This window comes from Providencia sp. PROV_01 (assembly GCF_053098325.1).
Genome location: NZ_JBRFKD010000002.1, coordinates 2,713,705 through 2,738,146, shown reverse-complemented (window position 1 = coordinate 2,738,146; position 24,442 = coordinate 2,713,705). Strand labels below are relative to the sequence as shown.

The window sequence follows — 24,442 nt, the reverse complement described above, 5'->3', positions numbered from 1 at the left end:
GATGATACGTAAAATTCAGAATATTTTTAATTTAGGAATCAAAGAATTGCGCAGTCTGGGCCGCGATAAAGCAATGCTAGCCTTGATTGTCTTTGCTTTTACGGTATCGATTTATTCGTCGGCAACGGTGACACCCGGTTCTTTACATAATGCTCCCATTGCGATTGCTGACCAAGATAAGTCACAGTTATCAAACCGGATAATCAATAGCTTTTACGCACCTTATTTCTTACCCCCCATAGATATCACACCAGACCAAATTGATGGCTTGTTAAACCGTGGCTCATATACATTTGCATTAGATATTCCGCCTAATTTTCAACGTGATGTGCTTGCCGGCCGGCATCCAGAAATTCAGGTGAATATTGATGCAACACGAATGAGCCAAGCCTTCTTAGGGAATAGTTATATTCAAAACATTACCTTAGGTGAAGTGAACGAATTTTTAGCAAAATACCGCAGTAATGCGAGTTTGCCTGTCGATCTGGAAGTGCGCATGCGCTTTAATCCTAACTTGACGCAGTCATGGTTCGGTTCTGTTATGGCAATTATCAATAATATTACGATGCTATCGATCGTTTTGACGGGGGCAGCACTTATCAGGGAGCGAGAGCACGGTACCGTTGAGCACTTGATGGTCATGCCACTAACACCATTTGAAATTATGATGTCAAAAATATGGTCAATGGGGCTGGTGGTATTGATTGCATCCGGTGTTTCCTTAATTTTAGTGGTAAAAACATTGCTACAAGTCCCCATAGAAGGGTCTATCTTATTGTTTATGTGTGGAGTTGCCTTGAGTTTATTTGCGACAACATCAATTGGTATTTTTATGGGGACAATTGCACGATCTATGCCTCAGTTTGGTTTGTTGATGATTTTAGTACTGTTGCCATTAAACATGCTTTCTGGCGGGATGACAGCACGAGAAAGCATGCCCCAGCTCGTTCAAGATATTATGTTAACCATGCCGACCACACACTTTGTTAGTCTAGCTCAGGCGATTTTATATCGCGGAGCAGGTTTCCAAATTGTTTGGCCTCAATTTGCAGTGCTCGTTGTGATTGGCGCTGTATTCTTTTCCCTCGCACTCATTCGTTTTCGCAAAACGATTGCCACCATGGCTTAACTCACTGAACATAAAATAGACCTTATAAATAAAACGCTTGCTGAACAGAACAGGAAGCGTTTTAATGTCTCACCTATTGATTTTTAAAATATGATTAGGCTGTACCTATCAAATCGATAGTAGGTAATGATTGGATTAAGCTGCTGTAAAACAGTAACTTAATAGGCAACCAAACAGGAGAACATCATATGTCATTAATTAATACTCAAATCAAACCATTTACTAACCAAGCATTTAAAAACGGTGAATTCATCGAAGTTTCTGAGAAAGATGTTGCAGGTAAATGGAGTGTTTTCTTCTTTTATCCAGCTGACTTCACCTTTGTTTGCCCAACAGAATTGGGTGACATTGCTGACCATTATGAAGAATTCCAAAAATTAGGTGTTGAAATTTTCTCTGTTTCTACTGACACACATTTTACCCATAAAGCATGGCATGCAAGTTCAGAAACTATCGGTAAAATCAAATATGCAATGATTGGTGACCCAACAGGCGCATTAACACGTAACTTCGAAAACATGCGTGAAGATGAAGGCTTAGCAGACCGCGGTACTTTCGTTGTTGACCCACAAGGTATCATCCAAGCGATTGAAGTTACAGCAGAAGGCATTGGCCGTGACGCTTCAGATTTACTGCGTAAAGTAAAAGCAGCGCAATATGTTGCTAGCCACCCAGGTGAAGTTTGCCCAGCTAAATGGAAAGAAGGTGATGCAACGCTGTCCCCATCTTTGGACTTAGTCGGCAAAATCTAATTAATCTAGCTTAATTGATTAATACTGAATAATTCAGGTTGCAGGTGTCTAGGCCTGCAACTTGGATCATGACGGGTATATGTACCCGATTTTATGATAAAAATTAAAGGGGATTACATGCTCGACAATAATTTACAGGCACAATTGAAAGCCTACTTAGAACGTTTAACTAAGCCCGTTGAATTAGTTGCTAATATAGATGACAGCCAAAAATCAAATGAAATCAAACAGCTGTTAGAACAAATTGCGTCGTTGTCTGATAAAGTCACTGTACGTGAAGAACGAAATAGTGCAGTAAGAACACCTTCTTTTTTAATTACTAACCCAGGTACAGATAGTGGTTTGCGTTTTGCCGGCTCGCCTCTGGGACATGAATTTACGTCTCTTGTGCTGGCTTTATTGCAAATCGGTGGTCATCCATCGAAAGAAGCACAAGAGTTATTAGAGCAGGTTAAAGGTCTTGAAGGCGAGTTTCATTTTGAGACTTATTATTCTTTATCTTGCCATAACTGCCCAGATGTTGTTCAGGCACTGAACTTGATGGCAGTTTTAAATCCAAATATTAGTCATACCGCTATTGATGGTGCACTTTTCCAAAATGAAATTGATGAACGTAATGTAATGGGCGTTCCTGCGGTTTTCCTGAATGGAAAAGAGTTTGGTCAAGGGCGTATGACATTAAGCGAGATTGTTAGCAAAGTCGATACCAATGCGGATGCGCGTGCAGCAAAATCACTAACAGAGCGCGAACCTTTTGAAGTGCTTGTTATTGGTAGTGGTCCAGCAGGGGCTTCAGCGGCAATTTATACGGCTCGTAAAGGGATCCGCACTGGTGTGATTGGTGAGCGTTTTGGTGGCCAAGTCATGGATACGGTTGATATTGAAAACTATATTTCAGTTATCAAAACGGAAGGTGCCATTTTTGCAGGTGCATTAAAGAACCACGTGGACAACTATGATGTTGATGTTATTGATGGTCAATCAGTTGCAAAACTGATCCCAGCTGCAGAAGAAGGTGGATTACACCAAATCGAAACAGCATCAGGTGGTATCTTAAAATCACGCAGTATCATTATTTCAACGGGTGCGCGCTGGAGAAATATGGGTGTTCCGGGGGAACAAGAATATCGCACTAAAGGCGTAACATTCTGTCCGCATTGTGATGGCCCATTATTTAAAGGTAAACGTGTTGCTGTTATTGGTGGCGGTAACTCGGGTATTGAAGCGGCTATCGACTTAGCGGGTGTGGTTGAACATGTGACCGTACTGGAGTTTGCACCAGAATTGAAAGCAGACTCAGTATTACAGCAAAAAGTACGTAGTCTGAAAAATGTCGATATTATCGTCAATGCACAAACCTTAGAAGTAAAAGGCGATGGCAGTAAAATGACCGGACTTGAGTATAAAGACCGTACCGATGATAGCGTACATTTATTGGAAGTGGCTGGCGCATTCGTACAAATTGGTTTATTGCCAAATACCAATTGGTTAGGTGATACGGTCGCCAGAAACCGTATGGGCGAAATTGAAATTGACGCTCGTAATGAGACCAGTATTAAAGGTATTTTCGCTGCAGGTGATTGTACTACAGTCCCTTATAAGCAAATTATTATTTCAGCCGGAGAAGGAGCAAAAGCCGCACTTAGCGCCTTTGATTACCTAATTCGCACAAGTACCAGAACCGCTGAATAGGTGTAATTTACTTTATATTCAGTGAGTTGTAGTCAAAAGGCACTCGGGGGCGAGTGCCTTTTTTTTGTGCATAATCTGTACAAAAAAGGCTCAAAAGTGCCTAAAAGTGTTCAAGTGTGGACAATTTGTGGATATGCAAAAGTTAAATTTGTATTGCTTTTCGTCCTCAAAATCATCCTAAAACGAACAACCTATTAAGCTAACTCTGTTCCTCCTTTTAATGGGTTGTATGTAATCGCATCTTGAAGAAAGTCCGGTGCAAAGTGTGCGTAGGTCAGGGGTTGCTGTAATGTTGAGTGCCCTAAGATCCTCTGCAAAGTAATAATACTACCGCCATTCATCATAAAATGGGTTGCGAAAAATTGTTAACTAGTTTTCTTGTCTGAGTGGGGTGAGCCTGAATTTTCGTGCCTAGTGTGCGCTAAAGCCGGTGCGATTTGGCCAGCTTCGGGATTCACCTCATCGAACATGAACCAATCTCGGTATTTTCTAAATCGGGGGTGCTTAAAGAATTTCATCGCAGACTCCAATGATATTTTAGCTTTTCCACTTTCATATCCATGATAGGTAACGATTTGAGTTTGTTACCCGCATCGGATGTGGTCGAGTTATTAGATTATGAGGTGCTATTCGCCGAGCGAAAAGCCGCGTTAATAGCTGCTATGCTAGTAGAGTAGCGGGAAACGATTACACGTACATTGGACTTAGAATCTGAGCCGTTAACCAAGTTATTGCGGAACAAGTGATCCCAGAAAATGAGGGCGGTTGGTGGATGAGGGAAATTGGTTTGTTTGATAAATCGGGGTTATTGGTGGTCGTGGCGAATTGCCCTGAAACTTATAAGCCATTATTGGCCGAGGGCTCAGGTCGCACGCAAACTATCCGTATGATTTAGTGCTGAGATTGAAAGTGACTTAAAAGGCGTTTGGGTGTTCCAGTCTACTTATGATGAGTTTACAAAAACCGAGAAATTAGGTTTCAAAGTTATACAAAACTTTAACCGATTCCCAGAATGGAAAGAACTTGGAGCGACTGAATTGAAAGAAAAAGAAGTTTACATAGCTAATAAATGTAAAGTTAAATTGATCAATCATGCAGATAAGATCATAACTCCATTATAAGATACATTAGATTTAGGGATTGCTTTAGAAAGTGAGAAATTACAATTAAGCGCCTGGAAAAGATATCGAGTAATATTAAATCGAGTAGAGATTTCAACTGCGTCGGATATTATTTGGCTAGTTTATCCGTCATATTTTAAGGATGCCTTATGAGTGAAGGCATCCCATTTTATTCTTATTTGGAATAATCATCGGGTAAATCATCAAACATGCGATGATTTCTATTAAAATCAATTATGATATTTTGGTTAGGGCAATCATTTTTAGACAACATATCACAATTACTTTCAATATTACTTTCTTCTATTCCGGTCCACTGAGAAAATAAAGACATAAAACTTAGCCCACTACGACGGCTGTTTATTATTTCTTTATGCTTAGAATTATAAGATGTGATGAAAAAAGGCACTTCATAGTTCTGCTTGTACTTATCACTATGTGCCAATTCATTTTTGTCATATGTTAAAGATAACGCATGATCAGAAAAATACATCATTGACCATTTTGATTTAGTTTTACTTAAGTCAGAATATATTTCTGATAACAATTTATCTGTATTTTTTATACTCTGGACATAACAAGAGAATTTTTTATTCTGATAAAAATGATCAAACTGCTCCTCTGTTCTGGTACAAAATGGCGTATGACTTCCCATAAGATGAACAACAATAAGTTTTTTAGGTACTTGGGACTTCAAAGCCAATTTAAATTCTGGTAACAATGCATCGTCTGGAGAGACTGATTTATCATCTGAACTTCTTCTTTTAATAAAAAAACTATTGTTTGCTCTTCGTCCAATAGCGGCAACTGAGCCGTCATATTCACCCACAAATCCTTGATTAGATAACCAGTAAGTATCAAAACCTGCTTTGTTAGCTAATGTCATGATGTTATTACCGATTTCAGGATATAAGGATAAGCTATGCGTTAAAGAAGGTTGTGTCGAACTCGCTGCAGAAGTGTAGTTAGTAAAAAAAGTCCCATTGATGGAGCTCATAAATGGTGTGTTCTGTATTTTAAAACCGTATTCTTACATAAAATCTTTTCGGACACTTTCACCAATAACAATAACGTAAGTATCATATTGGTTATTAACGTCAGTGATTTTAAAAGTGTCATCACTTGTATATAATTCAACCTCATTGATTAAGGAATAAATAGAATAAATGAGCTCTGTAAAAAAACGAGTTTCTGGTGTTCCTGAATTAGCCGCTCTCTCATATTTACCACTTAAAGCATATTTTGAGGGAGTGAAGAAAAAAACCACCATTACGATACTTAGTATTGTCTTTTTATGATAATTCATCGAATTGGCTTTAATAAAGCTAACTAAAGTTCCAAAAGCGAGTATTAAGATAGAATAAATAAAATATTTATTATCTATATTTGATATAAATTCTCGTGATTCTTGTATGTCGGTATAATAAAAGGAAGCAACTGTATTATATGTAGGGGAGCCATAGATCAACCCGACAGGTAAATAAATAGCAGCTAAAATAGTGAAAAATAAAACAATAAAACGGTAGATACTATTTTTCACATAAAGCAAACCAATGCTTATGAAAAATATATACAGCGGCTTGAATGGATAGCCCATTACCTTGTGTAATATAGAAAAGAGAAAAAATAATGCGATAAACTTCAGCATTATTTTGCTTAAAATTACATTTTGTATTTTCTGGATCATAACTAGCTTTTTAACAATTCACTCTTAATTTTTGCCGCGTAGATTAGCACAAATAGAGTAAACGAAACATAACAATAGGATTGAATTTTTGATATTATCAGAAAAATTTATCATTGATTGAGCTATGTCACTCATTATAAAGTTCTATATCATGGCTATGCTCATGGTTGTTTGTGTTATCACCGGCTTTCGCACTGCCTAAATCCAATTCAGTGAAACGCCCGCGAGTTTGAATTTCACACGGAACGGATTCACCGGTTGAATCATTGTAGTAAGAGCCCGCAAAGCGGAATTGCTTACCGTCAATGGTAGCGCCCCAGCTTTCCAGCAATTCAGACATTAAGCCCCCCATAGAGGCTTCCATATCTAATGCACCAGAATCAAAGCCCATCATGACAGCCACAGAGCCCACCATACCGGCACCCTGATAATCCTCTGTTTTTAATGACAGCTTTGGTGGGGTGACTTCTTCTACTTGTCCAAGATAGGTTTGGCCATCAATAAACAGGTCAAACATAAAAAGTTTTTTAGGCATACCCATAATTCAATTTCCTTAGCCCAGTTGGTCAAAAACAGCGAAATACTCGTCAGTGAATTCTTGCGTTAATGTCAGGTTTTCCAGTGGCGGTACGGGGGTGTACTTGTAGCGGATGTTCGCCTTACCATCGCGTAAATTTTCTTTCGGGTTATCCGATGGGTCATACCAGCATTGGAACCCTAATAAACGGCCTTGCGTGACGAGTTGTGCGCCTTTGCGATTGATCCCATCGACAATATCTTTTACCAATGAGGGCGTGAGTGTTTTGTCGATTTTTCTATATGTACTAAATAAATTTATTTCACTGACCAATGTTTAAGTCTTCGTGTCGAGTATTCATCCCCTCTAGGAAATTATCCATATAATACACTTAATGCTATGAATTATAATGAAAAATAATATTTCTTAGTTCTCTGTCACATAATTAAAATAAGTGAAATAAATGATCATGAAAATCGTTCATGTTTGAAATGAAATTAAGTCGCTTTCACTCAATCAACAGCTCTGGCATAAATTAGACAACGCAAACAAATTAACGTATTTACAACATAAAGATTGATGAATGGACAACTAAAACTTCTAGAAAATCAAGAAGTCAATTGAGTTTCCATCTTGGAATTTAGGGTGTGACGAGACGATGAACAAAAATTTTACATTTACGATTAAAAGTAGTCTTTTTGACGAAAATTATAATCCTTCTGAAAATACACGTATTACAACTAACTTTGCTAATTTAGCCAGAGGGAAAAATCGCCAAGAAAATTTGCGTAACACGCTTGTCATGATGAACAACCGTTTCAATACATTAGCTTACTGGGATAACCCTAAAAGTGACCGTTACTCTATCGAACTTGAAATTATTTCTGTTGAGATGAGTGTTGAAGGGAATAGTAATACCTTTCCTGTGATTGAAATATTGAAAACCAATATTGTTGATCACAAAACAGGCAAACGTACTGAGGGCATAGTTGGAAATAACTTTTCATCTTATGTGCGTGATTATGATTTTAGTGTTTTATTGTTAGACCACAATAAAGACCAAGCAAACTTTAGTATTCCAGAAAATTTTGGTGACTTACATGGGAATATCTTTAAATATTTTGTTAATTCTAGCGAATACAAAACCCATTTTAGTAAGGCGCCAGTCATTTGTTTAAGTGTCTCAAATAAAGATATTTATCATCGTACGGGTAATCAACACCCTGTACTAGGTATTGAATATCAGCAAAATGGGGCTTCATTAACGGATCAATATTTTAAAAAGATGGGATTACAGGTTCGTTATTTTATGCCTCAAAACAGTGTTGCACCGCTGGCATTTTATTTTACGGGAGATTTGCTGAGCGATTACAGCAATATTGAATTAATTAGCACGATTAGCACGATGGAAACATTCCAGAAAATTTATCGCCCGGAGATTTACAATGCGAACTCCGTTGCGGGACCATGCTATCAACCGAGTTTGACGAACCAAGATTATTCATTAACAAAAATTGTTTATGACCGCGAAGAACGTAGCCGATTGGCTATTGAGCAAGGGAAATATACGGAAGAACACTTTATTGAACCCTATAGGCATATTCTAGAGCAATGGTCTGCTAACTACGCGCTTTGATTAATTATAAATATTTAAGGTCAATTATTATGAAAACATTATTACCAACATCTACCGCGGGTAGCTTACCAAAACCTTCTTGGCTTGCTGAACCTGAGACGCTTTGGTCTCCTTGGAAGTTGCAAAATGAAGAGCTCATTGAGGGAAAACAAGACGCACTGCGCTTATCCCTTGAAGATCAACTGCGTGCTGGAATTGATATTGTTAGTGACGGTGAGCAAACACGTCAGCACTTTGTGACGACATTTATTGAGCATCTCAGCGGTGTTGATTTTGCAAAGCGTGAAGTGGTTAAAATTCGCGATCGTTATGATGCAAGTGTGCCAACGGTGGTTGGCGCGGTTGAACGTCAAAAGCCTGTTTTTGTCGAAGATGCTAAATTTTTACGTAAGCTAACGAACCAGCCGATAAAATGGGCGCTTCCTGGACCAATGACGATGATTGATACCCTGTATGATAATCATTACAAAAGTCGTGAAAAATTGGCGTGGGAATTTGCTAAGATTTTGAACCAAGAGGCAAAAGAGCTTGAAGCGGCGGGCGTTGATATCATTCAGTTTGACGAGCCAGCTTTTAATGTATTCTTTGATGAAGTGAATGATTGGGGCGTAGCCGCGTTAGAAAGAGCCATTGAAGGGCTGAAATGCGAAACTGCGGTTCATATCTGTTATGGATACGGCATCAAAGCTAATACTGATTGGAAGAAGACGTTGGGCTCCGAGTGGCGACAATATGAAGAGGCTTTCCCAAAACTACAAACCTCGAATATCGATATTATCTCTTTGGAATGCCATAACTCCCATGTTCCAATGGATTTGATTGAGCTTATTCGCGGTAAAAAAGTGATGGTGGGGGCGATTGATGTAGCCAGTAATATTATCGAAACACCAGAAGAAGTCGCCAATACGCTACGTAAAGCACTGCAATTTGTGGATGCAGATAAACTTTATCCATCAACAAACTGTGGGATGGCGCCGTTATCTCGTCGTGTCGCAACCGGTAAACTCAATGCATTAAGTGCGGGTGCTGAGATTATCCGCAGAGAATTGTTGAATAAGTAATCTAAGTATAAATTAACGGATAAAAGGACCCAGAATTGATGAGGTGCCCTATAAAATTGGGACTTCATGATATCTGGGTTTTTTGTTGCATTGAGTTTCTTTTTTTGTTCTGACTTGAGGTATATTAGGCGTATTATTTCAAAATTACGATCTTCAATAGGAATATTGGCAATGGCTTTGATCCCTAAAAACTATGCGCGATTGGAAAGTGGCTATCGTGAAAAAGCACTTAAGATTTATCCATGGGTTTGTGGGCGCTGTACCCGCGAGTTTGTGTATTCAAATTTGCGTGAATTAACCGTTCACCATATCGACCATGATCATACTAATAACCCCGAAGATGGCAGCAATTGGGAACTATTATGCCTATTTTGCCATGATCATGAGCATTCGAAGTACACAGAGGCTGAGATGTATGGCACTAATGTTGTTGCAGGGGAAGATGCGCAAAATGATGTTGAAGCAGCAACCTATAACCCATTTGCTGATTTAAAATCAATGATGAATAAGAAAAAATAAGTATCATTGCAGACTCAGGCTGTTGTATTTAAAGGCACTCTATCGAGTGCTTTTTACGTATTTAAATCCATATTGGTTATTAATGAATATCCTCATGACTACGATATACGAGTGATAGTTCAGGGTGATTCCATAGGCTTGCGGGCGTCACTGTAGTGCGTTTCCATGGGATATGACCAATAAACCAAAGTTTCCAGAAATTTAATTTTGCACTCGGATTTTTAGTTAATAATTCTTCAAAGGTTTCAATTTCGCCAATTTGGATTGATAACGCAGATTGGTAAATATCAAAAACAAACTTAGAGCAAAACTGCCTAGGTGAATTGTAATTAAACCCGGTGTGGTAAAATTTGTTTAAGCGAGCAGGAACTTCAGCGACTAATGCTGATTTTTGTTCATGGGTTAGTGTATGAGCAAATCGACGTACACTGTAACGATTACCAGATGAACGGGAAATAAAGCGAGATAAGGTTGTGGTTGTTGAAAGCGGAACACGACTTTCTGCAATCAAATAGTCTTCGCCATTATGGCCGACAATCATGCCAACATGGTTACTCCAACATAAAGATGCTGAGGCTATTTGGCGAAATAATTCGGTCCCAATACTGGTAAAGACAACATCGCCAACTTCGTACTCATGTGGATAATTTATTTTTGTCATAAAAGTACCTCAATATAAACAATGCTATTAAGGTACAGTTATAAAGATTAGAAAAATTTCTAGCTATCGGATAAAAGCTGAAAATCATTTTTGTTTAACTAGGGTATATTTTACTCAATTGTTCGCTAAGTAGTTTTACGTTGCTAATTATCTCGTTTTCACCATGAGCAGCGTAGCCAAATAGAATCGCATTTTGGTGAGCACTCTGAATGCAGTAACGCGATAGCGGTTGTGCACCAAAGCCTAACAGACGGCATTGGTTAAGGATCAGGTTAATATCATAACCATCTTTAACCCAACAAACGGTATGAATGCCTGAGTCTGTCATTTGTACATCAAATATATGCGGGAGATAATGGTTGATGGCATTGATAAACGTATTTTGTCGGTCGTAACATATCTTTCGTATTTTTCTGACGTGGCGTGCATAGTGGCCTTCTTGGATAAACTGCGCTAAAGCTGCCTGCTCTAAATAACTACAGTGGCTATCACTATAATATTTCATCATGGTGAATGCCTCACTCAGAATTTCTGGCACAATTAAAAAACCTAAACGAAAACCGGGATACATCATTTTAGAGAATGTCCCTGCATAAATAACACGTTGATGATTATCTAAGCCTTGTAAGGCTTGAATAGGTTTTGATAGAAAACGAAATTCACTGTTATAGTCATCTTCAAAAACCCATGCATTATTTTGTTGTGCCCAATCCAATAATGCTAAACGTCTCGGTAAGCTGAGAGTGGTGCCGAGAGGAAACTGGTGAGAAGGCGTGGTGTAAATTAATTTTGCTGTTTCATGATGTTTTGCACCGTATACAATATCCATTCCTTCTCTGTCAGATGGAATAGCGGCAATCTCAGCACCTGCTGCGGTTAAAATAGCTCTCGCACTATCATAGCCAGGGTCATCTAACCATACTTTATCCCCTTGTTGTAATAAGACTTTTGCGGCTAAGTTAATAGCTTGCTGTGTTCCATTGACAATAATAATTTGTTGCTGTTTACAATGAACTCCGCGAGTAGAACGAACGTAATCGACTAATAAATTTTTAAGCGGGGTATACCCATCAGGGTGATTAAAATGCGTAATTGTATGTTTAGATTTACGCCAAACTCGGCCTAATAATCTACCCCATAATTCATGTGGAAATTGGTCAACACAGCCAATACCAATATTAAACATTGAGTTCTTATCGGTATTCGGCCGTGAGTTTTTCCATAAATTTGTTAAAGTAGAAACTCTAGGGTTCAGATTTAATGCAGGGTATCCAGATTGGTCGCGCTGTTTAGTACTACTTATGGTGCCAACTAATTCATCAGGAATATGGGGCGAAACATAAGTTCCTGAGCCTTTTTTCGAGTAAAGATACCCTTCATCAATTAATCGTTCAAACCCAGCAATAACTGAATTTCGCGAGATTGACATCATTTCTGCTAATGCTCTCGATGAGGGTAGTTTAACACCGGCAGCAATACGTCCATCTAAGATAGCGTTACGTATTGTGTGATAAACATTTTCCTTAATGTGTCCATCTTCAAGTAAAAGTAATGGGAACTGCGCATGTTGTTGGCGTCGCATAAAGTGGTTCCTAAATAAATAACAAAAGTGTCTCTTATACAGGGCCAGATTGCTATGTACTATAACTCCATTATGTAATATGTCTACAAATGGAAGGGTTATTATGAGTAAAACAACATTATCAGTTACCGTAGAATTTGTTGCTCCAGAACATTATCCTGCATGGTTAGTGTACTGGCTGGAATATCAAAAATTTTATCGAGTAGATTTAAGCGAAGAAATTACCCTAAAAGCATGGGAGCGCTTTTTTGATGAAAATGAACCGATGTATTGTGCGGTTGCGCTTGAAGGTGGAAAAGTTGTTGGTTTTGTGAATTATTTATTTCACCGTTCAACATGGGCAGAAAATGATTTTTGTTACCTAGAAGATTTATATGTGACACCAGAAATGCGCGGGCGGCATGTAGGAAAACAATTAATTGAATTTGTACATGCACAAGCACAAGAAAAACAATGTGGCCGCTTATATTGGCATACACAGGAAACCAATTTACGAGGTCAAAAATTGTATAATTGGGTAGCAGAAAAACCAGGGGTAATTGAATATAGAATGCCTTTGTAATAAAACGCAGTAGCATATCCTATATTCAGTAACCTATCGATAGGCCCGTTGTTTAGTCACAACGGTTTTTTTGTTTTTATCAGAAAATAAGCAAAAATTAGGCAGTTAGATTGGCTAACTGACTTCTAACCTCCATCAATGCAAAACCGAGCAAATTTAACCCTTTCCATGTTAATGGGTTTTCAATATTTTCAGTATCTTCGGCAAGGCCTATTCCCCAAATTTTATCAACGGGGCTAGCTTCAACCAGAACACGTTCGTTTGTGGCAAGTAAAAACTGCTTAATTTCTTTATTTTGAGAAAATTTGGCCATATTCGCCGCAACAACAATGGTAAAACGGTTTTCATCCCATATATCTTGTTTAAACCCACGAACCTCACGGCCAAATGCTTTAGCTGCACCAGGATTTGGTGCATGAATAATTTTATCCAATGTTTCTAAATCACCAAATAAGCGTGCTTTTTCTGCCATCATAAAATGCTCTGCGCTAGCAAAACGGTGATTATCGATAACAAATGGGGAAGGGTACCACTGGCTGAAACAGCTTTTTGTAATTTGGCTTTGCTTGGTTTGGTGGCCCCAGAAGAAAACATATTTAAATTTTTTCCCTGAGCGGTATTGTTTACAGAGGCTTTTGATATCCATAACTTAAGTTTTATTAAGGAATAATATTCTTAGCTTATCGATAATAAAAAGATTTGGATATCAGAAAAACCTGCTTAGCCTACTAAGCAGGTAATAAAATTAAAGTACTTTACTTAAAAACTCCGCAGTTCGTGGGTTTTTAGGTGCAGTAAAGAGTTGTTCTGGTGTGCCTTCTTCTTGAATTATGCCTTGGTCAATAAACATAACGCGGTCAGCAACTTCACGTGCAAATCCCATTTCATGGGTGACGATAACCATCGTCATACCTTCATTCGCTAGGGTTTTCATCACAGAAAGTACCTCCCCAACTAATTCAGGGTCAAGCGCAGACGTCGGTTCATCAAATAACAAAATGGACGGTTGCATTGCTAAGGCCCGGGCAATAGCAACACGTTGCTGCTGCCCACCGGATAAACTGGCAGGCCATGCATCAATTTTATCTAACAGCCCTACTTTGGTTAGGAGCTGTTCAGCTTGTTTAAGTGCCAGTTCCTTTTTTATTCCTTTTACTAAGGTTGGTGCCATCATTAAATTTTCTAACACGGTCATATGGGGGAATAAGTTAAAACGCTGAAACACCATCCCCACATTTTCTCTCATTTTATTTAAATCGGTTTTAGGGTCATGAACGTTAAAACCGTTAACTTGTATTTCACCGCCATCTGGGCGTTCTAGTGCGTTTAAACACCGTAAGAAGGTACTTTTGCCTGAGCCAGAAGGGCCTATGACACAAATCACTTCTTGAGGTTTAACTTCGCAAGAAATACCTCTAAGTACATGAGCATCGCCAAATTTCTTTTGTAAATTATTAACGTAAATCACTTCTGCCCAACCTTCTTTCCATATATTGCACCAGCTGAGCAAGTATAAATGTCAGCATCCAATAAATCACAGATATCGTTAAGTAGGGTTCCCAATAAGTTGCATAAGCACCGGATACCGTTCTCGCTGCATAGGCGAGATCAGCTAAGCCAATTGCGGAAGCAAGGGAGGAATCCTTAACAATCGCGATGGCATTATTTCCAAGCGGGGGAAGGATACGACGAAAAGCTTGTGGAAGGATCACTTTACGCATTGTTTTTGCCCAACTCATACCAAGCGCACGCGAGGCTTCCATCTGCCCTTTGTCAATAGATTGAATGCCCGCACGAAAAATTTCAGAAACATAAGCCCCTGAGTTTAAAGTGATTGCAATGACACAAGATAAAAATGCACCGTAATCGGAGCGGAGCATTTTAGCCGTATCAATAGACATTATCCCTGAGGTAACAAATAGGCCATCACGCGGGTTAATAAATAGTGGAACTAAGGCAAAGTGAACAACCATTATTTGAACAAATAGCGGAGTACCACGAAAAGCACTGACATAGAAGCGAACAGGCCACTGCACAAAATAATGTAAAATCGGTTTCCAAATTCCTTGCTCAGCTTTGGCAGTTCTTCCTAAGCCGAGAGTTAACCCCCATAATGAGCCTAAAATAACGCAAATGATGGTTGCTTTTATCGTCATCATTGCGCCTTCAGCAAATAATGGAGCATATTCTTCAATTATTTCCCAACGAAACGCAGACATCTTAATTTTCACCCTGATTTATAACATGAAAAAGCCATCTAAGGATGGCCTTAAGTTAGATTTAATTATTGTTTTGGTAATTGAGGAACGTTTTCATCAAACCATTTTTGATAAATTTTATTGTAAGTACCGTCTGCAATAATTTTTTCTAAGCCATTATTTATTTTTTGCTGTAATTCGCTATTTCCTTTTGCGACAGCAATACCAAAATATTGTTTTTCGAAGTGGTTATCGTAGATCAGTTTAAATTTTTTCTCTGGGTGCGTTTTTATGTAATATTTAATCACACCAACATCACCAACAGCTGCATCAATACCATCTTCAAATAGCTCTTGTAATAAAAGCGGTGTATTGTCGAAACGTTTAATTGATGTACTGTTTTTTCCGATTACATCAGAAACAACAATGTCACCTGTGCTGGAGTTGACGACACCTACATTCAGCTCTTTTAAGCTATTTAAATCTTTTACATCAGATGTTTCGCTGATAACGATCGCTTGCTCAGCAGGGAAATAGGGATTAGAAAAATCAACCATATTTTTGCGTTTATCGGTAATTGTAATCCCCGAAATTAAAATATCCCTATCACCTGACGATAAAGTCGCAAAAATCCCTTCCCAAGGAGTATTGACAAGTTTAACGTCAAAACCTTCTGCTTCCGCGATGGCTTTAATTATATCAATATCAAAGCCTTCGAGTTGTTTTTGGCTATTTTCATATTCGAATGGACGGTAAGTCCCACCAGCACCAACCGTATAGCTTTCTTTTGCGTAAACATTCCCGGCGAAGGCTGCCAATGACATACAGCCAGCAAAAACTAATTTTTTAAACATACCAACCTCTTTAATTATGCATTTATAGTGAATAAAAATACATAATATTGTTGTGGTAAGCAAATGATTTTTATATGCCTAAGTGAGATAATTTTAGGGTTCAGTTTTTGTGTGGAAAAATATTTATTTAAATATAAACGAGAAATAATCGATTAAATCTTGGTTGATGGAACAATAAATTAGAGAAAAGGCCAAATATTGAAATAGAGCTTTTTTTACCTATCCATCACAAAAACTTAACGATAGACTAATTAATATACTTAGCTAATACTCAAATAAAACAGATTACGTTCTCATGGATAAGATTTTATTAGTTTTGTGGCCATTATTTTCTCTAATTGCAATGGGGTTTGTATTACGCCGTTCGACAATAGTTGGCACTGATTTTTGGCCGAGTGCTGAAAAGTTAAACTATTACATTTTATTCCCTGCATTATTAATCAACAGTTTAGCAATAGCACCATTGGATAACCCTAAATTACCCTATTTAGCGAGCGCCATTCTATGTGTTTTAGCGATTAGTTCTGCGTTAGTTCTTGGTTGCAAATATTTATTCAAAATTCCTATCCCACGATTTGGGGCTCATATCCAAGGAATTACGCGTTTTAATACTTATTTAGGGCTGGCCATTGTTGCAGATTTATTTGGTAAAGAAGGCATTGCTATTGCTGCAGTCATTATGGCTGTTTTAGTGCCAAGCTGTAATGTCATAGCTGTACTTTCATTATCTTCTGGGCAAAAAGTCTCCGTTAAGCAAATTTTATTGCCGATCATAAAAAATCCATTAATTATTTCTTGTGTTGTGGGAGTGTTATTAAATATATCGCCTGTGGGGTTACCGTTTGGATCTGATCAATTTTTAAAATTACTCGCAGCCGCTAGTTTACCACTAGGCCTAATCTGTGTTGGGGCCGCATTACAAACCTCAACGTTGAGAAGTGAATTTAAACCCATCATGACATCGACACTGTTACGCTTACTTCTTATGCCTATTTTAGCGGTAACAGTAGCGAGTTTATTTTCATTGCCAAATCTTGAAACAACCCTATTAGTGCTATTTTTTGCTATTCCCACTGCACCAACCGCTTATATTTTAACGCGCCAGTTAAATGGAGATAGCCAGTTAATGGCAGGTATAATAACCTTACAAACCGTGGTTGCTGTGTTCACATTACCCATTGTTTTATCCTTTGTAGTACATTAATTGTGAATATATTAATTGTGGGATAAGCACATTAGTCTCGATATATTTTGCAACTATCACACTGATACTCTATGTTATCGGAGATGATTTTATCTGATGATAAGGAGTTGTGTGTGTCTTTGGAAAAATGCCAGAAATATGAAAACTTATCTATTGAAGATGTTTTGGATAAACTTTCGTTGTTATATAGCAATGCGATAGATTCATTAAGGGACGCTATCGCTATTTATGTAAAAGAAGGCCGCATACCAGATATTACAGAAAGGGAAAATGGGTTATTCGCTTACCCCGAGCTATGTGTAACATGGGAAGGAAAAATCGATCATTGTGAAAAAACACGTGCTTATGCTCGCTTTGTTAAACGAGGCGATTACACCATTACGGTGACGCAGCCAGATTTATTCCGTGCCTATTTAGTTGAACAGCTGTCTATTTTGCAACAGGATTATGATGTTACTTTTGCTGTTCGCCCTTCAAAAATTGAAATTCCTTATCCTTTTGTCATTGATGGGTCAGACTTAGTGTTGGATAGGAGTATGAGCAGTAATTTAGCTGCATATTTTCCTATAACCGATTTATCTCACATTAGTGATGATATTACCGATGGCTTGTATTCTGCTACGGATGAAATGCCACTGTCCCATTTTGATGCATTACGTGTGGATTTTTCATTAGCACGTTTGAAACATTATACCGGAACCCCACCTGAGCATGTTCAACCGTATATTTTGTTCACCAATTATAACCGTTATGTTGATGAGTTCGTGAATTGGGCATGTGAACAGGTACGAGATCCTGAAAGTCGTTATATTGCATTATCTTGTGTAGGGCATAATTATTTAACCGCTGAAAATGCAGACCCGCAAATTGCCACTTCTGATTTAACATGGAAAAAATTTCAAATGCCTGCATATCATCTAATCGCTAGGGATGGTGCAGGGATTACTTTAGTGAATATCGGTGTTGGGCCTTCAAATGCAAAGAATATTTGCGACCATTTAGCGGTTTTACGACCACATGCTTGGTTGATGATAGGCCATTGTGGTGGATTAAGAGAAAGCCAAAAAATTGGTGATTATGTTTTGGCACATGCTTATTTGCGTGATGACCATATTCTTGATGATGTATTACCGCCAGATATTCCTATTCCAAGTATTGCAGAAGTCCAACGCGCGCTGTATGACGCAACGAAACAAGTTAGTAATATGCCTGGGGAGTTGGTAAAGCAACGGCTACGAACAGGAACCGTTGTTACAACAGATGATAGAAACTGGGAATTACGCTTTTTTGCAACGGCTCGCCGCTTTAGTTTAAGTCGCGCTGTTGCAGTGGATATGGAAAGTGCCACAATCGCAGCACAAGGTTATCGTTTCAGGGTTCCCTACGGTACGCTTTTATGTGTTTCGGATAAACCTTTGCATGGTGAGATTAAATTACCGGGCCAAGCAAACAGTTTCTATGAAGGTGCAATTTCTGAACACTTACAAATAGGTATTCGTGCTATTGATTTATTGAGGCAAGAAGGGGATAAATTACATTCAAGGAAATTAAGAACGTTTGATGAACCCCCATTTAGATAGCAAGGAGATGCAATCAATGGCTGTAATACCTGAGCTTGAGACAGACAGATTAATATTAAATAAACACCAAGTGAGTGATTTTCCTGCACTTGCGAAGTTATGGGCGACCGAGTCGATGGTTCGCTACATTGGCGGTATGCCATCTAGCGAGCGCGAGTCATGGATGAGAATGTTAGCTTATGGTGGCTTATGGCCATTATTAGGTTTTGGTTATTGGGCTGTCCGCGAAAAGGTGAGTGGCCAATATATTGGTGATTTGGGGTTTGCAGATTTTCATCGTATGGTCGAGCCGCAAGTTAAAGGCATTCCGGAAGCGGGCTGGGTCATTGCACCTGAATATCAAGGAAAAGGTTATGCAACAGAAGCGATGCAGGCTGCATTGTCTTGGCTAATAAAAGAAAATAAGTTTCGGCAATCTATTTGTTTTATTGAGCCGAGGAATTTAGCATCTTTACGCGTGGCTGAAAAATTGGGTTACGTAGTTGACCGTGAGATATTTATGAATGGCACGATCACGGTACTATTACGGCAACAATTAGCTTGAGTTGTGAATGTTAGAGCGGGTTATTATCTCATGCATGATGAACTAGATATTTCTCAAGTTAGCCAATTATCAGGTTTAGCGGCATCAACCTTACGTTATTATGAAGAAAGAGGTTTGATTAAACCGATAGGCCGCAAGGGGTTAAAACGGGTTTATCATGGGAAAGATGTTATGACCCGCTTATCTTTAATTGCATTAGGGCAGGAAGCTAAATTTTCACTCGACGAAATTGCTACCATGCTCAATCATAAGGATGGCCCTAATATTGAACGTGCGAGCTTACTCGAAAAAGCCGAGGAGATTGAGCAAACCATACAGGGGTTATCTGCATTAAAAAAAGGTATTTTACACATTGCGAATTGCCCTGAAAAAAATCACTTTTTATGCCCTAATTTTCAAAAAATCATGGAAAATAGTTTAAAATTAAATCAATTGAAGAAAAATCAACGCTAAATAACTATCCCACTTTTGGTAATAATCAATCCTATTTTCAGGCATGGAATGGGATTGATTCTCTGGTTACACTCCTAAGATTGCAGTTACCATTTTAGGAACGATATGACTAACCATTTTCTTGCATTTGAGAAACCCATTGTTGAACTTAATGATAAAATTGAGGCGCTTATTGCCTTCAAACAGAAAGGGCACCCTTCAGAAATTAAATTAGATGAAGAAATCCAGCTCTTGAAAAAAAAGAGTCATTCGCTGACGAAAACGATATTTGCATCTCTTGGGGCATGGGAAATTGTTCAATTAGCTAGGCATCCATTAAGGCCTTATCCTCTTGATTATATTTCATTAATATTTACTGAATTTCAAGAATTAGCCGGTGACCGTGCTTTTGCTGATGATAAGGCGCTGGTGGGGGGGCTTGCTCGTTTGGATGGTAGGCCGGTTATGGTGCTGGGGCAACAAAAAGGGCGTACAACAAAAGAGAAAGTTATGCGTAATTTTGGTATGCCGTCGCCAGAAGGCTACCGCAAAGCACTCCGTTTGATGAAAATGGCGGAACGTTTCCACTTACCTGTATTGGTATTTATTGATTCTGCGGGAGCTTATCCTGGCGTTGGCGCTGAAGAGCGCGGACAAGCAGAAGCCATTGCTCGTAATATTATGGAAATGTCGCGCTTAAAAACGCCCATTATTTGTGTCATTACAGGTGAAGGTTGTTCTGGTGGTGCGTTAGGCATTGGTGTGGGGGATCGTATTAATATGTTGGAATACAGTACTTATGCAGCGATATCTCCGGAAGGTTGTGCTTCTATTTTATGGAAAGACTCTCAAAAGGCACAAATTGCAGCAGAAGTGATGGGAATGACTGCTCCACGGTTAAAAGAACTAGGCATTATCGATACCATTATTTCAGAGCCTTTGGGTGGAGCTCACCGTGACTATCAGTTAGCTGCAGAACAATTAAAACAACAATTACTCACTGATTTAAATGAGTTAATTCAATTAGACATGGAAGTATTGCTGGCAGAGCGGTATCAAAAAATAATGGATTTTGGATACTGCTAATGCTATTAGTTCAGATTAATAGAGAGTGAACTGTAGGGATTAGAAATGGCTGTTGACCTGAATTTATTGAAAGTATTTATTGCCGTTGCGACACAAGGAAATTTTGTCAATGCGGCAAAATTACTTTCAATGCCAACATCGAATGTGAGCCGTTATATTAAACAGTTGGAACAACAACTTAACAGCCAGTTAATTGAACGTACAACCCGGCAAATGCGGCTAACTGAAACAGGAAATATTTTATTTGAGCAAAGCCAAAGGTTAGTTAGTGAATTAGAGCAGATTGTGGTGCAAATTTGTCATCCACAACAACTTACTGGAACGTTACGGCTAACTATCCCCAGTGAATTTGGTAGTCTATTATTCGCGGATTTATTAGCGAAGTTTGCATTATTACACCCACAATTAAATATTCACTGTGATACACAATTAATGCCTCAAGATGTTATTAGTGATGATATTGATTTATTACTCACATTTCATCGCGGTCACCTTGAGGACAGTAGCTATCACTCACGTTTAATCAAATCATGGCAAAGTGTTGTAGTTGCCGCTCCCCAATTAATTGAACAAGTAGGAAAACCATGTTTATTTAAGGACTTAGCTAATATGCCGTGTATTTCAAGCTTGAGTGCATTGCAGGGGCAACCATGGATATTTATTGATTCAGAGGGTTTACAGCAAAAAGTGATAATTAACAGTAATTATCGAGTAAATAGTGGCATTCTAGCTCACGCTGCCGCAATGAACGGCGTTGGTTATGCCATTCTGGCATTAGAAGCGTGTGCCGAACAGATTACACAGAATAAATTAGTGCAAATAGAATTCGATGGAGTATCACCAGCCCCAATAGAGCTGCGCGCGGTTTATGCGAGCCGTAGTGCATTATCACCGAAGATAGACACTTTTTTACAGTATTTGTTAGCAAATATTTAACTATGCTAAGCGTGGGTCAACACTAAAATCCAGCGGTTTAACAGTATGTATGGCTTTTTGAAATTGCGGGTGCAACGGGTTAATAATTGCATTGTATTCGTAGGGAATAATACAAGAGGGAATTAATAATACTAAGCTATCTTGGTTATTTAGCCATGTAGTACCAATATCCATGGTAGAAGTTGGCGCTGGGTCTTGCTGCCAATCTGTTGGAAGGTGGTCTAACGATAATTTCATCACGTACCTGTCATTGATATCGATGGATAGCAAACTGAACTGGTTTAATAGTAAGTCTTGATTGATGTGAACGAGTATTTCAAGGGTGGCTAATGAAATACTGGTTGAAGTATAAACAGCGGGAGTTCCTTTATGATTCCAACGCCCACCGTAGAGCATGGCTCCTTGACCAGACCATGCATCGTGAATAAAACTGGATTTAACCAATCGATACAAAATCATGAAAACACACCATGCTCAATGCGGCCAATCAAATCAATTACCTCAATGGCTCCACTTTCTGTCGCAATAAGCTCAATAGGGCGTAAATGGCCTAACCCTTTAACGGGGTGATTAAGCCAATCACCTGCTGCATGTTTATCTCCATTAAATAAACGCACTGCCGCATCGAATACGCGTACTAGACGAGCAATTCGTTCGCTTTCATCAGCATTGAGGGGTTGGCCTGCATTTTTGCGACGAGCAATATTGCGTTCATTAATGCCGGATATCCGTAATAATTCAGTTTTACTCATCCCTGACCATTCTTGGATATTGTCTAAAACAGAGACAGACAGCCCTTGGCGTAAGAAGTGGGTCAATTCAATACCACGTTCGGCAGGTAACCCTACATGGCGCCATAGTGGTTTAAAAGATGAAGCAGTCGGTTGAAGTGGGGTTGTGGGGATATAGTTTCTCATTTGAACCTCCTGACATTTGTCATTTTCATTATAGACAAATGTCAGAAAAATGCAAAATTAATGAACAAAAAACAAACAGAGGAAATAGTTATTTATCACCACGTAGACGAATTGTCAGGCCTTTTAGGAAGTAACGCAATAATTGGTCCCCACATTCGCGATAGTTTTTATGTCCTGGTTTACGAAAAACAGCGTTAAGCTCAGGTTTGGATACACGAAAATCAACAAGCTGATAGATTTCAATCATATCTGTATCTTTTAATTCAAAAGCTACGCGTAATTTTTTGAGCATAATATTGTTATTAAGGCGGCTATCAACGTCAGGTGCGGGATGATTTTCATCTTTACCACGGCGGTGATAGATTAAACCATTCAGAAAATGCCCCATTACATTGTCATTGCACTCAACATATTCAGGCTCATTATCTTTTTTTAACCAAGTCACCATTTCTTCTTTTGTAACAGCCAACTCTGTGAGTTTTACGATTTTAACCATTTGGGCATCGCTTAGATCCAACATATAGCGAACACTACGTAAAACATAATTATTAAGCATGGTATTGTATTATCCATTATCTATAAAAGTTAATTGGCTATTTATTGAGTAAGTAAGGCCAATAAAGTATTCACTATGACAATCAATGACAGGGTGAAATTGAAAAGGAATGTATTTTGAGAGGGGCATATTATGAGGGATTAACCAAGATAAAGCAAAGCGTTGAACGATGCTTTATCTTGAATATTAAGTTAACCGATAAAATAAATAAGGGAATAGAAAAATACTAAAGTAAGACCGACAGTTAACAGCATATTTTTCAATACTGAGGCAACAATGACACAGAATAACGCCCCCCATAAATAAGGATTATCTGGGAAGGAGCGTAGATCATGGTTTTCTAATAGGATAACAGGGGCACAAATTGCGGTTAGCAAGCAAGGCGCTGAGTACCCTAGTGCTTGACGAACCACGAGGGGCAGACGTATTGGTAACTGTGGTATTAGGAAAATATAACGTAGAGTAAAAACAACTGCTGTTAAGGTAATAATTAAAAGCCAAATCATTTTTCCTCCTTCAATAAACGTGAAACGGCCACCGATACAAACATCCCACCCACACCAGCGATAACAATAGCACTACTAAAGGAGTACATTGAAAGTACGATGGCGACAACGAGTGAAAAAATAACACCACAAAGCGTACTTATTTTTCTTGTTAGTGGAACGACGATTGCAAGCAAAGTTGCAACCACAGAAAAATCGAGATGTAAGCGGCTCAAATCGCCCACAATATTGGCCATCGCAATCCCACAAAGGCTGGTGATTAACCAAACGATATAAAAACTAAACCCAGCACCAAAGAGATAGGGAAAACTTAAACTTTGGCGTTTAGCTGCGCTAATCGCAAATAATTCATCTGTTAATAAAAAGCCGATACTAAGGCGCTGGGGCGTTGTAAAGTCTTTAACTTGAGGGCGTAATGTCAGCCCATAAAGTAAGTGCTGAGAAGTGATAAAAAAAACAGAGATAACAATCGTGATATAGCCCGCACCTGAATTTAGCAATCCAAGGGTGACTAACTGTGCTGCGCCTGCAAATACCATTGCAGACATCGCCACACTTTGCCAGAAATCGAGACCTGTTTCGACCGCCATTGAACCTGCTAATACCCCCCATGGAATAACAGCAAGATTAAGAGGAGCGGTATGAACAGCTCCTGTCATCATCGCTTTTTGCCATTGGTTACTTTGTTGTGATGCCATTTAAACTAACCT

At 38.7% G+C, this 24,442-nt stretch carries 27 protein-coding genes and 7 pseudogenes; 17 read left to right on the top strand and 17 right to left on the bottom strand.

What is annotated here, in order from left to right; genetic code table 11:
- Positions 1–4 precede the first annotated feature (4 nt).
- The 3 genes from ACU696_RS13340 to ahpF all read left to right on the top strand — a co-directional run bounded on the left by ACU696_RS13340 (position 5) and on the right by ahpF (position 3,573).
- A complete protein-coding gene (locus ACU696_RS13340) occupies positions 5–1,129 on the top strand; it encodes an ABC transporter permease (RefSeq protein ID WP_164529349.1) in 1,125 nt (374 codons plus the stop codon).
- 188 nt (positions 1,130–1,317) lie between these two features.
- Complete coding sequence (gene ahpC, locus ACU696_RS13335; protein WP_004910793.1) at positions 1,318–1,881, top strand: alkyl hydroperoxide reductase subunit C; 564 nt, start codon at positions 1,318–1,320, stop codon at positions 1,879–1,881.
- A gap of 117 nt (positions 1,882–1,998) precedes the next feature.
- A complete protein-coding gene (gene ahpF / locus ACU696_RS13330) occupies positions 1,999–3,573 on the top strand; it encodes an alkyl hydroperoxide reductase subunit F (protein WP_109912186.1) in 1,575 nt (524 codons plus the stop codon).
- 194 nt (positions 3,574–3,767) lie between these two features.
- On the opposite strand, the pseudogene ACU696_RS13325 reads toward ahpF, so the two are convergent.
- Both ACU696_RS13325 and ACU696_RS13320 read right to left on the bottom strand, forming a co-directional pair.
- A pseudogene (locus tag ACU696_RS13325) lies at positions 3,768–3,932 on the bottom strand (phage integrase); the annotation flags it as partial.
- 6 nt (positions 3,933–3,938) lie between these two features.
- A pseudogene (locus tag ACU696_RS13320) lies at positions 3,939–4,142 on the bottom strand (XRE family transcriptional regulator); the annotation flags it as partial.
- Between ACU696_RS13320 and ACU696_RS13315 the strand changes: the two are divergent.
- The 4 genes and pseudogenes from ACU696_RS13315 to ACU696_RS13300 all read left to right on the top strand — a co-directional run.
- Positions 4,134–4,310, top strand: a pseudogene (locus ACU696_RS13315) (baseplate assembly protein); the annotation flags it as partial. The pseudogenes ACU696_RS13320 and ACU696_RS13315 overlap by 9 nt on opposite strands.
- Positions 4,295–4,465 (top strand): annotated as a pseudogene (locus ACU696_RS13310) (phage tail protein); the annotation flags it as partial. The pseudogenes ACU696_RS13315 and ACU696_RS13310, both read left to right, overlap by 16 nt.
- Before the next feature lie 37 nt (positions 4,466–4,502).
- Positions 4,503–4,694, top strand: coding sequence for a hypothetical protein (locus tag ACU696_RS13305; protein ID WP_004910797.1), 192 nt, complete (start codon positions 4,503–4,505; stop codon positions 4,692–4,694).
- 12 nt (positions 4,695–4,706) lie between these two features.
- Positions 4,707–4,847: pseudogene (locus ACU696_RS13300) on the top strand (tail fiber assembly protein); the annotation flags it as partial.
- 22 nt (positions 4,848–4,869) lie between these two features.
- On the opposite strand, the gene ACU696_RS13295 reads toward ACU696_RS13300, so the two are convergent.
- The 4 genes and pseudogenes from ACU696_RS13295 to ACU696_RS13280 form a co-directional block, all read right to left on the bottom strand.
- Entirely contained in the window at positions 4,870–5,709 is an 840-nt protein-coding gene (locus ACU696_RS13295) for a phosphoethanolamine transferase (protein WP_264967506.1), read from the bottom strand.
- Between the two features lie 15 nt (positions 5,710–5,724).
- Positions 5,725–6,381 (bottom strand): hypothetical protein, encoded by a 657-nt coding sequence (locus ACU696_RS13290; RefSeq protein WP_209101483.1) that lies wholly within the window; start codon positions 6,379–6,381, stop codon positions 5,725–5,727.
- Positions 6,382–6,523: 142 nt separating this feature from the next.
- Positions 6,524–6,922: pseudogene (locus tag ACU696_RS13285) on the bottom strand (phage major tail tube protein); the annotation flags it as partial.
- Positions 6,923–6,934: 12 nt separating this feature from the next.
- Positions 6,935–7,192: pseudogene (locus ACU696_RS13280) on the bottom strand (phage tail sheath C-terminal domain-containing protein); the annotation flags it as partial.
- 364 nt (positions 7,193–7,556) lie between these two features.
- On the opposite strand from ACU696_RS13280, the gene ACU696_RS13275 reads away from it, so the two are divergent.
- From ACU696_RS13275 to yajD, 3 genes are all read left to right on the top strand, one after another.
- Positions 7,557–8,534, top strand: coding sequence for a DUF1852 domain-containing protein (locus ACU696_RS13275; RefSeq protein WP_004910801.1), 978 nt, complete (start codon positions 7,557–7,559; stop codon positions 8,532–8,534).
- A 29-nt stretch (positions 8,535–8,563) separates the two neighbouring features.
- Entirely contained in the window at positions 8,564–9,595 is a 1,032-nt protein-coding gene (locus ACU696_RS13270; RefSeq protein ID WP_109912189.1) for a methionine synthase, read from the top strand.
- Between the two features lie 171 nt (positions 9,596–9,766).
- Positions 9,767–10,114 (top strand): HNH nuclease YajD, encoded by a 348-nt coding sequence (gene yajD / locus ACU696_RS13265; protein ID WP_004910806.1) that lies wholly within the window; start codon positions 9,767–9,769, stop codon positions 10,112–10,114.
- 79 nt (positions 10,115–10,193) lie between these two features.
- On the opposite strand, the gene ACU696_RS13260 is transcribed toward yajD, so the two are convergent.
- Positions 10,194–10,775: a YebB family permuted papain-like enzyme gene (locus ACU696_RS13260; RefSeq protein WP_004910807.1), complete on the bottom strand. Its 582-nt coding sequence runs from the start codon at positions 10,773–10,775 to the stop codon at positions 10,194–10,196.
- Between the two features lie 94 nt (positions 10,776–10,869).
- Positions 10,870–12,357, bottom strand: a complete 1,488-nt coding sequence (pdxR, locus tag ACU696_RS13255; RefSeq protein WP_110731923.1) for a MocR-like pyridoxine biosynthesis transcription factor PdxR — start codon at positions 12,355–12,357, stop codon at positions 10,870–10,872.
- 103 nt (positions 12,358–12,460) lie between these two features.
- Between pdxR and ACU696_RS13250 the strand changes: the two genes are divergently transcribed.
- A complete protein-coding gene (locus tag ACU696_RS13250; RefSeq protein ID WP_184957443.1) occupies positions 12,461–12,919 on the top strand; it encodes a GNAT family N-acetyltransferase in 459 nt (152 codons plus the stop codon).
- 97 nt (positions 12,920–13,016) lie between these two features.
- On the opposite strand, the gene ACU696_RS13245 is transcribed toward ACU696_RS13250, so the two are convergent.
- From ACU696_RS13245 to ACU696_RS13230, 4 genes are all read right to left on the bottom strand, one after another.
- Positions 13,017–13,565 carry an NADAR family protein gene (locus ACU696_RS13245; RefSeq protein WP_209101485.1) on the bottom strand — a complete coding sequence of 183 codons (549 nt, stop codon included), beginning with the start codon at positions 13,563–13,565 and terminating at the stop codon, positions 13,017–13,019.
- A gap of 99 nt (positions 13,566–13,664) precedes the next feature.
- The gene (locus tag ACU696_RS13240) at positions 13,665–14,387 is read right to left on the bottom strand and encodes an amino acid ABC transporter ATP-binding protein (protein ID WP_109912194.1); all 723 of its coding nucleotides are present in this window, start codon (positions 14,385–14,387) and stop codon (positions 13,665–13,667) included.
- Positions 14,374–15,138 carry an amino acid ABC transporter permease gene (locus ACU696_RS13235; RefSeq protein ID WP_004910811.1) on the bottom strand — a complete coding sequence of 255 codons (765 nt, stop codon included), beginning with the start codon at positions 15,136–15,138 and terminating at the stop codon, positions 14,374–14,376. Before ACU696_RS13235 ends, ACU696_RS13240 begins: the two co-directional genes overlap by 14 nt.
- 65 nt (positions 15,139–15,203) lie before the next feature.
- Positions 15,204–15,971: a basic amino acid ABC transporter substrate-binding protein gene (locus tag ACU696_RS13230; RefSeq protein WP_109912195.1), complete on the bottom strand. Its 768-nt coding sequence runs from the start codon at positions 15,969–15,971 to the stop codon at positions 15,204–15,206.
- A gap of 295 nt (positions 15,972–16,266) precedes the next feature.
- On the opposite strand from ACU696_RS13230, the gene ACU696_RS13225 reads away from it, so the two are divergent.
- From ACU696_RS13225 to ACU696_RS13200, 6 genes are all read left to right on the top strand, one after another.
- A complete protein-coding gene (locus ACU696_RS13225; RefSeq protein ID WP_209101486.1) occupies positions 16,267–17,175 on the top strand; it encodes an AEC family transporter in 909 nt (302 codons plus the stop codon).
- Between the two features lie 119 nt (positions 17,176–17,294).
- Positions 17,295–18,755 (top strand): AMP nucleosidase, encoded by a 1,461-nt coding sequence (locus tag ACU696_RS13220; protein WP_004910817.1) that lies wholly within the window; start codon positions 17,295–17,297, stop codon positions 18,753–18,755.
- Positions 18,736–19,299, top strand: coding sequence for a GNAT family N-acetyltransferase (locus ACU696_RS13215; protein ID WP_080641505.1), 564 nt, complete (start codon positions 18,736–18,738; stop codon positions 19,297–19,299). The genes ACU696_RS13220 and ACU696_RS13215 overlap by 20 nt, the downstream gene beginning before the upstream one ends.
- Positions 19,300–19,329: 30 nt before the next feature.
- Entirely contained in the window at positions 19,330–19,752 is a 423-nt protein-coding gene (locus tag ACU696_RS13210; protein ID WP_004910820.1) for a helix-turn-helix domain-containing protein, read from the top strand.
- 105 nt (positions 19,753–19,857) lie between these two features.
- A complete protein-coding gene (gene accA, locus ACU696_RS13205; RefSeq protein WP_109912198.1) occupies positions 19,858–20,817 on the top strand; it encodes an acetyl-CoA carboxylase carboxyl transferase subunit alpha in 960 nt (319 codons plus the stop codon).
- Between the two features lie 45 nt (positions 20,818–20,862).
- A complete protein-coding gene (locus ACU696_RS13200; protein ID WP_117161936.1) occupies positions 20,863–21,753 on the top strand; it encodes a LysR family transcriptional regulator in 891 nt (296 codons plus the stop codon).
- Here the strand turns inward: ACU696_RS13200 and ACU696_RS13195 are convergent, their stop codons facing one another.
- The 5 genes from ACU696_RS13195 to ACU696_RS13175 form a co-directional block, all read right to left on the bottom strand.
- Entirely contained in the window at positions 21,754–22,212 is a 459-nt protein-coding gene (locus ACU696_RS13195) for an RES family NAD+ phosphorylase (RefSeq protein ID WP_004910825.1), read from the bottom strand. It abuts the gene before it with no gap.
- Positions 22,209–22,670: a type II RES/Xre toxin-antitoxin system antitoxin gene (gene parS, locus ACU696_RS13190; protein WP_004910826.1), complete on the bottom strand. Its 462-nt coding sequence runs from the start codon at positions 22,668–22,670 to the stop codon at positions 22,209–22,211. Before parS ends, ACU696_RS13195 begins: the two co-directional genes overlap by 4 nt.
- Before the next feature lie 88 nt (positions 22,671–22,758).
- A complete protein-coding gene (locus tag ACU696_RS13185) occupies positions 22,759–23,226 on the bottom strand; it encodes a YehS family protein (RefSeq protein WP_196723395.1) in 468 nt (155 codons plus the stop codon).
- 191 nt (positions 23,227–23,417) lie between these two features.
- A complete protein-coding gene (locus ACU696_RS13180) occupies positions 23,418–23,732 on the bottom strand; it encodes an AzlD domain-containing protein (protein ID WP_004910828.1) in 315 nt (104 codons plus the stop codon).
- Positions 23,729–24,430: an AzlC family ABC transporter permease gene (locus ACU696_RS13175; RefSeq protein WP_004910829.1), complete on the bottom strand. Its 702-nt coding sequence runs from the start codon at positions 24,428–24,430 to the stop codon at positions 23,729–23,731. Before ACU696_RS13175 ends, ACU696_RS13180 begins: the two co-directional genes overlap by 4 nt.
- Positions 24,431–24,442 lie beyond the last annotated feature (12 nt).

What these genes read in the sequence shown, in the direction of transcription:
- accA (WP_109912198.1), top strand. Translation starts at nt 19,858, where the DNA reads ATGACTAACCATTTTCTTGCATTTGAGAAACCCATTGTTGAACTTAAT.
- pdxR (WP_110731923.1), bottom strand. Translation starts at nt 12,357, where the DNA reads ATGCGACGCCAACAACATGCGCAGTTCCCATTACTTTTACTTGAAGAT.
- ACU696_RS13260 (WP_004910807.1), bottom strand. Translation starts at nt 10,775, where the DNA reads ATGACAAAAATAAATTATCCACATGAGTACGAAGTTGGCGATGTTGTC.
- ACU696_RS13270 (WP_109912189.1), top strand. Translation starts at nt 8,564, where the DNA reads ATGAAAACATTATTACCAACATCTACCGCGGGTAGCTTACCAAAACCT.
- parS (WP_004910826.1), bottom strand. Translation starts at nt 22,670, where the DNA reads ATGAGAAACTATATCCCCACAACCCCACTTCAACCGACTGCTTCATCT.
- ACU696_RS13180 (WP_004910828.1), bottom strand. Translation starts at nt 23,732, where the DNA reads ATGATTTGGCTTTTAATTATTACCTTAACAGCAGTTGTTTTTACTCTA.
- ahpF (WP_109912186.1), top strand. Translation starts at nt 1,999, where the DNA reads ATGCTCGACAATAATTTACAGGCACAATTGAAAGCCTACTTAGAACGT.
- ACU696_RS13230 (WP_109912195.1), bottom strand. Translation starts at nt 15,971, where the DNA reads ATGTTTAAAAAATTAGTTTTTGCTGGCTGTATGTCATTGGCAGCCTTC.
- ACU696_RS13215 (WP_080641505.1), top strand. Translation starts at nt 18,736, where the DNA reads ATGAACCCCCATTTAGATAGCAAGGAGATGCAATCAATGGCTGTAATA.
- ACU696_RS13185 (WP_196723395.1), bottom strand. Translation starts at nt 23,226, where the DNA reads ATGCTTAATAATTATGTTTTACGTAGTGTTCGCTATATGTTGGATCTA.
- yajD (WP_004910806.1), top strand. Translation starts at nt 9,767, where the DNA reads ATGGCTTTGATCCCTAAAAACTATGCGCGATTGGAAAGTGGCTATCGT.
- ACU696_RS13235 (WP_004910811.1), bottom strand. Translation starts at nt 15,138, where the DNA reads ATGTCTGCGTTTCGTTGGGAAATAATTGAAGAATATGCTCCATTATTT.
- ACU696_RS13290 (WP_209101483.1), bottom strand. Translation starts at nt 6,381, where the DNA reads ATGATCCAGAAAATACAAAATGTAATTTTAAGCAAAATAATGCTGAAG.
- ACU696_RS13225 (WP_209101486.1), top strand. Translation starts at nt 16,267, where the DNA reads ATGGATAAGATTTTATTAGTTTTGTGGCCATTATTTTCTCTAATTGCA.
- ACU696_RS13245 (WP_209101485.1), bottom strand. Translation starts at nt 13,565, where the DNA reads ATGGATATCAAAAGCCTCTGTAAACAATACCGCTCAGGGAAAAAATTT.
- ahpC (WP_004910793.1), top strand. Translation starts at nt 1,318, where the DNA reads ATGTCATTAATTAATACTCAAATCAAACCATTTACTAACCAAGCATTT.
- ACU696_RS13275 (WP_004910801.1), top strand. Translation starts at nt 7,557, where the DNA reads ATGAACAAAAATTTTACATTTACGATTAAAAGTAGTCTTTTTGACGAA.
- ACU696_RS13250 (WP_184957443.1), top strand. Translation starts at nt 12,461, where the DNA reads ATGAGTAAAACAACATTATCAGTTACCGTAGAATTTGTTGCTCCAGAA.
- ACU696_RS13200 (WP_117161936.1), top strand. Translation starts at nt 20,863, where the DNA reads ATGGCTGTTGACCTGAATTTATTGAAAGTATTTATTGCCGTTGCGACA.
- ACU696_RS13175 (WP_004910829.1), bottom strand. Translation starts at nt 24,430, where the DNA reads ATGGCATCACAACAAAGTAACCAATGGCAAAAAGCGATGATGACAGGA.
- ACU696_RS13195 (WP_004910825.1), bottom strand. Translation starts at nt 22,212, where the DNA reads ATGATTTTGTATCGATTGGTTAAATCCAGTTTTATTCACGATGCATGG.
- ACU696_RS13210 (WP_004910820.1), top strand. Translation starts at nt 19,330, where the DNA reads ATGCATGATGAACTAGATATTTCTCAAGTTAGCCAATTATCAGGTTTA.